This window comes from Dissulfurispira sp. (genome assembly GCF_036745535.1).
In the GTDB taxonomy this organism is placed as follows: Bacteria; Nitrospirota; Thermodesulfovibrionia; order Thermodesulfovibrionales; family Dissulfurispiraceae; genus Dissulfurispira.
In genome coordinates, this window is record NZ_DAIOFX010000078.1 from 1 (window position 1) to 6905 (window position 6905).

General features: G+C 43.9%; 6 protein-coding genes. 5 read left to right on the forward strand and 1 reads right to left on the reverse strand.

What is annotated here, in order from left to right; all coding sequences use genetic code 11:
* The first annotated feature begins 147 nt into the window (after nt 1–147).
* The gene (locus tag V7L97_RS10415; RefSeq protein WP_333655734.1) at nt 148–831 is read left to right on the forward strand and encodes a TraR/DksA family transcriptional regulator; all 684 of its coding nucleotides are present in this window, start codon (nt 148–150) and stop codon (nt 829–831) included.
* Between the two features lie 3 nt (nt 832–834).
* Here V7L97_RS10415 and truA read toward each other — a convergent pair whose 3' ends face one another.
* Nucleotides 835–1653, reverse strand: a complete 819-nt coding sequence (truA, locus tag V7L97_RS10420) for a tRNA pseudouridine(38-40) synthase TruA (protein WP_333655736.1) — start codon at nt 1651–1653, stop codon at nt 835–837.
* 83 nt (nt 1654–1736) lie between these two features.
* On the opposite strand from truA, the gene V7L97_RS10425 reads away from it, so the two are divergent.
* The 4 genes from V7L97_RS10425 to V7L97_RS10440 all read left to right on the forward strand — a co-directional run bounded on the left by V7L97_RS10425 (nt 1737) and on the right by V7L97_RS10440 (nt 6881).
* Nucleotides 1737–2534 (forward strand): ribonuclease H-like domain-containing protein, encoded by a 798-nt coding sequence (locus V7L97_RS10425; protein ID WP_333655737.1) that lies wholly within the window; start codon nt 1737–1739, stop codon nt 2532–2534.
* Between the two features lie 8 nt (nt 2535–2542).
* Nucleotides 2543–3448 (forward strand): site-specific tyrosine recombinase XerD, encoded by a 906-nt coding sequence (gene xerD, locus V7L97_RS10430; protein ID WP_333655738.1) that lies wholly within the window; start codon nt 2543–2545, stop codon nt 3446–3448.
* A gap of 92 nt (nt 3449–3540) precedes the next feature.
* Nucleotides 3541–5982: a Lon protease family protein gene (locus V7L97_RS10435; RefSeq protein ID WP_333655740.1), complete on the forward strand. Its 2442-nt coding sequence runs from the start codon at nt 3541–3543 to the stop codon at nt 5980–5982.
* Complete coding sequence (locus V7L97_RS10440) at nt 5979–6881, forward strand: lysophospholipid acyltransferase family protein (protein ID WP_333655743.1); 903 nt, start codon at nt 5979–5981, stop codon at nt 6879–6881. The genes V7L97_RS10435 and V7L97_RS10440 overlap by 4 nt, the downstream gene beginning before the upstream one ends.
* Nucleotides 6882–6905: the final 24 nt, after the last annotated feature.

Below are 6905 nucleotides of genomic sequence, written 5' to 3' on the forward strand. Positions count from 1 at the left end.
AGGAGGTAAATATATGGCTACAAACAGCAATTATATCGTGAAGGTAACCGATGCGAAACTTATGGATGTTCAGAAGGCACTCGAGCAGGCAGGCATTAAGGTCAGAAGCATCATAGAGGTCTTTAAGGAAGCAGTAGAAGAGGAATAATGCCAAAGAAAATACCGAAGAAAATTAAGAAGGAATCAAAGCCAAAGCCTAAAACAAAGACAAGGTCTAAGACTAAGCCCGAGACCAAGCAAAAGGCAGTAAAGAAGCTGGAGAAAAAGCCGAAAGTGTCGAAGAAAGAAGAATCGAAGGCAAAGACAAAGGTGAAGACGCAGCCGAAAGCGAAGCCGAAATCAAAAGCAAAGACGGAGAAGAAAGGAATGCCCAAACAGCCAAAACAGAAGAAAATACAGCCAAAGCCGAAAACAGGGGCTAAATTAAAGGAAATGCCTGTTGTTGAAGACGAAAAAGCAAGAAAAGAAAGGCTCAGAAAATTACTTATACAGAAAAGAGAGGATATTATCAGAGAGGCCAAGTCCGAGATTAGGAAATTCAAGTCAGGCGAAAGGAAGCAGCTTGTGGAGACCGTCATGGATGACGGAGACCTCTCAGTTGTCGATCTTTCGGAAGACATAAGCCTTAAGCAGTTGAGTACACACAGGGAAACGCTCATTAAGATAGATGCTGCCCTGCGCAAACTTGCAGACGGCACATACGGCGTATGCGAAGAATGCGGGGATGAGATAGGCGAGGAACGTTTGAAGATCATGCCTTTTGCCATTTGCTGCAGGGACTGTCAGGAAAGAAAAGAATTGATGGAGAAGATAGAAAGAGAAGAAGTATAAAGACTAATAGTTTATCTTTTCGAGGAATAATCCCCTTGCTGGAGCTGTCGGGCCGGCAAGCCTTCTGTCTTTAGAATTAATAATCTCCCTTATCTTTTCGGATTTCGTCTTTCCCTTTCCAATCTCGATGATAGTTCCAACAATATTCCTCACCATGTGCCTTAAAAAGGCATCGGCTTCTATGCATACCTTTAAAAAGTTGCCGGGGAAAAGCATGTCCATGAAGTGAATGGCATCAAATCTCTCCATCTCGATATTGAAGACAGTCCTCACAGGATTTTTTGCGCTGCAGCCGCTTGCCCTGAATGCAGAGAAATCATGCCTGCCCTTTATAAACTCTATGGCATTGCACATATCTTCAAAATGCAATTTGTGCGGGACTCTCCATGCATATCGGTATAGAAATGGAGAGATGACAGTGGAATTGGAAATAACATAAACATAGGTCTTGCTTTTTGCATCGTATCTGGGATGAAAATCGGTCTCCGCATCGAATGCATCCAATATCCTTATGTCGTCGGGTAGATTGGCGTTCAATGCCTTTTTGATAACATCAGACGAAAGCCCTGACGATGTCTTAAACGATGCCACCTGCCCTATGGCATGCACTCCTGCATCTGTTCTTCCAGCACCGATGACCTTCGCGTCTTCGCCTGTTATTTTTTTAATTGCCTCTTGAACAACTCCCTGAATTGTAATGATGCTTTTTTGTTTTTTGCAATCTGAAATCTGCAATCTGCAATCTGAAATCTCGGCGGGCTGTATCTGCCAGCCGTTGTAATTTGTGCCGTCGTACTGAAGCATCAGTTTTATGTTTCTCATGGAAAATAGTTTAACATAAGGTTGTAGCGATTATTGATAAAGGTTATAATAAAACAAAATAAAAGACTGAGAGAGGAGATTTTGTGATACGGCATACATTTTCATTGCTTAACGGCATAGGCGAAAAGCTCGAAAGGCATATCTGGAGAAAGGGCATTCTGGCATGGGACGACTTCTGCAATTGCAGGGAAATAGACGGGATAAGCCCTGAGAGGAAGAGTATTTATGATAACCAGTTGATGCAGTCTTCCATGGAGCTTGGAATCGGCAATGCCGAGTACTTTGCGAGGATAATGAAGAGGAGGGAGCACTGGAGGCTGTTTGATGTGTTTAAAGACGGCGCTGTCTGCCTCGATATCGAAACCAACGGTTTTCAGCCTGGTCAGGGAGGATATGTTACGGTTGTAGGTCTTTACGACGGACATGACTGGAGATGCCTTGTCAGGGGAGAGAATCTCACAACAGAGAACCTCAACAGGGCACTGTCAGGATACAAATGCCTTATAACATTCTACGGTGCGGTGTTTGACATACCATTTCTTTTGAGGTCTTTCCCCGGCGTCAGATTCGATATCCCGCACTTTGACCTCTGTTTTGCAGCTAGGAGGCTTAAGATTAACGGCGGTTTGAAGAAACTGGAAGCGATCTTCGGTATAGAAAGGGACGATTCTGTTAAGGGAATGGACGGCTATGCTGCTGTAAAGCTCTGGGAGCAGGCAAAGAGAGGTAGTTCGGAGGCAAGGGAATTGCTGTTGATGTACAACAGAGAAGATACTATGAATTTATTGGAGCTTGCTGACATCCTGTATCAGAAATTGAAGATATCTACAGGGATTGAGGAGTATATAAGTAAAGAATTATCGGTAACGAGTAAAAGATAAAAATGAGCATGAACAAAATAGACCCATTACTGAAAGATTTTGCCTCGTACCTTTCTGTAGAAAGGGGACTTTCTAAAAATACCGTAGATTCATATTGCATGGATTTAAAGGGCTTTTCGGCATTCCTTTCGGATAAAGGCAATAACATAAAGTCTTTTACACGGGAAGATATTGTGAACTATATGGGCAAGCTTAAGGATGACAGGCGATCCACTGCAAGCATATGCAGGTTCATATCTTCGATAAAGGGGTTTTCTAAATTTCTTATTATTGAAAAGATTATCTCAGAAGACCCGACAGAAACCCTTAGATTGCCCATGCAATGGGAAAGACTCCCAAAGGCCCTCGGCATGGATGACATTAAAAAATTACTGAATTTAGACCACGAGCCTTCAGCCTTCAGCCTTCAGCCTTTATTTATCAGAGACTCTGCAATGCTTGAGTTGTTGTATTCATCCGGATTGAGGGTAAGCGAAATAATATCGATCAAGGTTAATGATCTGAATTTTGAGGGTGGATTTCTGAGGGTTATGGGCAAGGGATCAAAGGAAAGGGTTGTCCCGATGAATCATCGAGCCATGGAAAAAATAAAGAAATACACGCAGGAATTGAGACCGGATTTGATTAAAAACAGGCAGTCGCCTTATCTTTTTTTAACGAACAGGGGAATGCCCATGACAAGGCAAAGGTTCTGGCAGGTGCTGAAGAAATTCGGCGATATGGTCGGCCTGAAACTTACGCCGCATACCATAAGGCATTCATTTGCAACCCATCTCCTGGAGGGAGGAGCGGACCTGAGGTCTGTACAGAAGATGCTGGGGCATGCTGACATATCGACCACGCAGATTTATACAAAGGTGACCGTTGACAGGATAAAGAAGGTTTATCTCGAACACCATCCGAGAGCAAAATAAAAGTGAATGGGCAGATGAGTAAATGGACAAGAAGAAAATCTCATAACCCATTCACGCATATACGCATTTACTATGCAAGAAAGAGGTAAGACATGGCAGTGAAACTAAAACCTGAAGATCTTTATAGGTGCTGTGATCTGAATGCTTTTCGGTTTAATACAACAGACGACATAGGTAAATTCGAAGGGACCATAGGACAGGAAAGGGCCTTGAGGTCTCTCGATTTCGGTCTCGGCCTTACAAGCAAGGGGTTTAATATATACGTGCTTGGAGAAAGCGGCACGGGCAAGATGAGGACAATCAGGACATTGTTAAACGAGAGGGCATCAAAGGAAAAGATCCCCAATGACTGGTGCTATGTTTACAACTTCAAAGACCCTGATAATCCGATGTCCATATCCATCGAACCCGGCAAGGGAGTTGTTTTCCAGAAGGACATGGATGCCCTTATCAAGGCATTGAGGGTTGAGATACCGAAGGCATTTGAGTCAAAGGAGTACGAAAAACAGAGGAGCAAGATAGTCGAAGAGTTCCAGCAAAAGCAGAAGACCCTTTTTACCAGCCTTGAGGAAGATGCTATGGCTAAAGGCTTTGCCATAAGAAAGGCTGTAACAGGGCTTCTAATCGTCCCTATAAAAAAGAGCGGAGAGCCTCTCACAGAAGAAGAATTTGCTGCCCTCGATGAAAAGACAAGGAAAAAGGTCGAAGAAATGGGCAGGATTCTTCAGGAAAAACTGGACGATGTGGTGAGGGCAGTGAGGGAGGCAGAGAAACTCGTAAAAGAGATGCTCGCACGGCTCGAAAGGGAGATCGCCCTCGCCGCTGTAGGCCATTTCATAGAAGAATTGAAGGAGAAATATAAAGAATACGAAAAGTTAGTCGCATATCTCGAGGCGGTAAAGGAAGATATCCTTTCCAATTTAGATGATTTTAAGACCGTTGAAGAACAGGCTCCTCCACTGCCTTTTATGAGGATGCCCAAGCCCGAGACATCATTTGTAAGATATACCGTCAATGTCATTGTCAATAATGCTGAGTGCAAGGGAGCACCTGTTGTATTTGAGAGTAATCCCACATACCCCAATCTCTTTGGTCGGATAGAATACAAAGTCCAGTATGGAATGGCATTGACAGACTTTTCCATGATCAAGGCAGGCTCCCTCCACAGGGCAAATGGTGGCTATATAGTGATAAATGCCCTGGACCTGCTGAGGAATATATTTTCTTACGATGCATTGAAAAGGTCGATAAAAAATAAAGAGATAAAAATAGAGGATGTATGGGAACAATACAAGCTCATGAGCACCACAACATTAAAGCCCCAGCCAATCCCTCTTGATGTAAAGGTCATTCTTGTCGGCAACCCGTATATCTATTATCTCCTCTATAATCTCGACGAAGAATATAAAGAGTTGTTCAAGGTCAAGGTCGATTTTGACAGCAGAATGCCCAGGACACCCGAGACCATAGAGAAATACGCATTCTTTGTTGCGAGCTGCCAGAAGGAGGAAAACCTTCTCCCCTTTGACAGGGGCGGCGTTGCAAAGATCGTGGAGTATGGATCAAGACTCGCAGAACACCAGGATAAGCTTTCTACAAAATTCAGCTACATAGCAGACCTCATCAGGGAGGCCCACTACTGGGCAAAAAATGCAGGAAGCGATCTCGTGAAGTCAGAGCATGTGACAAAGGCCATTGACGAAAAGACTTTCAGGGTAAACAGGATCGAAGAACGCACCAGGGAAATGATGCTGGAAGACACACTTATAGTGGAGACAGCCGGTGAAAAGGTGGGTCAGGTTAACGGTCTTGCTGTTTTAGACCTCGGAGATTACAGCTTTGGAAAGCCTTCGAGGATAACCGCGAAGACATATACGGGAAAGGCAGGGGTTGTAAATATAGAGCGCGAGACAAAGATGAGCGGCAAAATTCACGAAAAGGCGATCATGATCATATCCAGCTATCTCGGCAGCAAATACGCAACAAAGAAGCCCATAAGCCTTTCTGCATCCATAACCTTCGAACAGCTTTACGAGATGGTGGAAGGTGACAGCGCCACCTGCGCCGAACTCTATGCACTGCTGAGCAGTATTTCCGGAGTGCCTTTGAAGCAGAATATTGCTGTCACAGGCTCGATGGATCAGAACGGGGATGTCCAGCCCATAGGCGGCGTAAATGAGAAGATAGAGGGATTCTTCGATCTGTGCAGGATTAGAGGGCTTGACGGACACGGCGTGATAATCCCGAAGAGGAATGTAAAAAACCTCATGCTGAGGCAGGAAGTTGTAGATGCGGTAAAGGAAGGCAAATTTTTCATATATTCCATCGAGAAAATGGAGGAGGGGCTTGAGATACTCACCGGCATGCCCGCGGGAGAACTGATGGAGGACGGCACATATCCGGAGGGCACAGTGAACTATCTTGTAATGAAGAGGCTTGAAGAAATATCAGAAGCCCTGGAGAAGAAGAAGGAAAAGGAAGAAGAAAAGGAAGAGAAGAAAAAGGAGAAGGAGAATAGCTCAAATAATAAATGAAGATTAGGTGGCTGCTTGAGACTGCTCTCATTATCATGTTCTCTTTTCCTGTCGCTGTGCTTCCGCATAAGATCGCATTAAAGGTCGGGGAGATCCTTGGCCTTTCGGTTTTTTATATATGGGGAAGCAGGAGGAGGATTGCAGTCGAGAACATAGAAAAGGCAATGGGCAATAGCCTTCAGCCTTTAGCCATCAGCAATCAGCCATTGGCAGTCAGTATTGCACGTGAGACATTCAAGAATCTCGGCAGGTCTTTTGCGGAGATTATCAAAATTTATTGCGGATTGGGTAAAAGCATTATCGATAATGTTGAGGTGAGAGGAGTTGCCCACTACATGAAAGCAAAATCAAAAGATAAAGGCGTGATATTCATAACAGGCCACTGCGGAAACTGGGAATTAATGGCATTGGCATTTGGCGTTAAGGTGGACAATGTCTCTGTTGTGGCACGGACGCAGAATAATCCATATCTCAATAGACTCGTTGAGAATATAAGGGCTAAGTATGGAAACAATGTGATTTATAAGAAAGGCGCATTGAAAGGCATGCTTTCCGAATTAAAGAAAAACAGGGGTATCGGGATATTAATGGATCAGGCTGTTTTAAAGGATGAAGGTTATGTAATAGACTTCCTCGGAAGGCCTGCGTGGACAACAAAGATGCCCGCATTGATGGCGCGAAAGACAGGCGCGGCAGTGGTCCCCATATTTATTAATCGCAATGGAGATAAGCATATCATTAATATTTATCCCGAAGTGAATTTATCAATCGAAGATGATACGGAAAAGGCTATAATTGAAGATACAGAGAGGTTTTCTGGCTATATTGAAAACTACATAAAAGAACATCCTACAGAATGGCTCTGGACACATAAGAGATGGAAAAGGGCTCAAATATAGCAATTTTATATGTCAGGCACTGCT

Bases quoted from the DNA above. Each gene is read 5' to 3' on its own strand.
- V7L97_RS10440 (WP_333655743.1), top strand. From the start codon at position 5,979: ATGAAGATTAGGTGGCTGCTTGAGACTGCTCTCATTATCATGTTCTCT.
- V7L97_RS10435 (WP_333655740.1), top strand. From the start codon at position 3,541: ATGGCAGTGAAACTAAAACCTGAAGATCTTTATAGGTGCTGTGATCTG.
- xerD (WP_333655738.1), top strand. From the start codon at position 2,543: ATGAACAAAATAGACCCATTACTGAAAGATTTTGCCTCGTACCTTTCT.
- V7L97_RS10415 (WP_333655734.1), top strand. From the start codon at position 148: ATGCCAAAGAAAATACCGAAGAAAATTAAGAAGGAATCAAAGCCAAAG.
- truA (WP_333655736.1), bottom strand. From the start codon at position 1,653: ATGAGAAACATAAAACTGATGCTTCAGTACGACGGCACAAATTACAAC.